Here is a 213-nt window from a genome sequence, read left to right on the forward strand (position 1 = left end):
CTTAGGCTTTCGGCGGACAAGATTCTCACTTGTCTTTTCGTTACTCATACCGGCATTCTCACTTGTATACCGTCCACCAGTCCTTACGGTCTGACTTCAACCTATATACAACGCTCCCCTACCCAAGCACCATACGGTGCATGCCATAGCTTCGGTGGTGTGTTTAGCCCCGTTACATTTTCGGCGCAGAGTCACTCGACCAGTGAGCTATTA

Annotated in this window: 1 rRNA gene; it reads right to left on the minus strand. The window is 49.8% G+C overall.

Going from position 1 to position 213, the window contains the following annotated elements:
• Nucleotides 1–213, minus strand: a 23S ribosomal RNA gene (locus M3194_RS31140); the annotation flags it as partial.

The sequence above is a fragment of the Paenibacillus glycanilyticus genome (assembly GCF_023715145.1).
Lineage (GTDB): Bacteria > Bacillota > Bacilli > Paenibacillales > Paenibacillaceae > Pristimantibacillus > Pristimantibacillus glycanilyticus_A.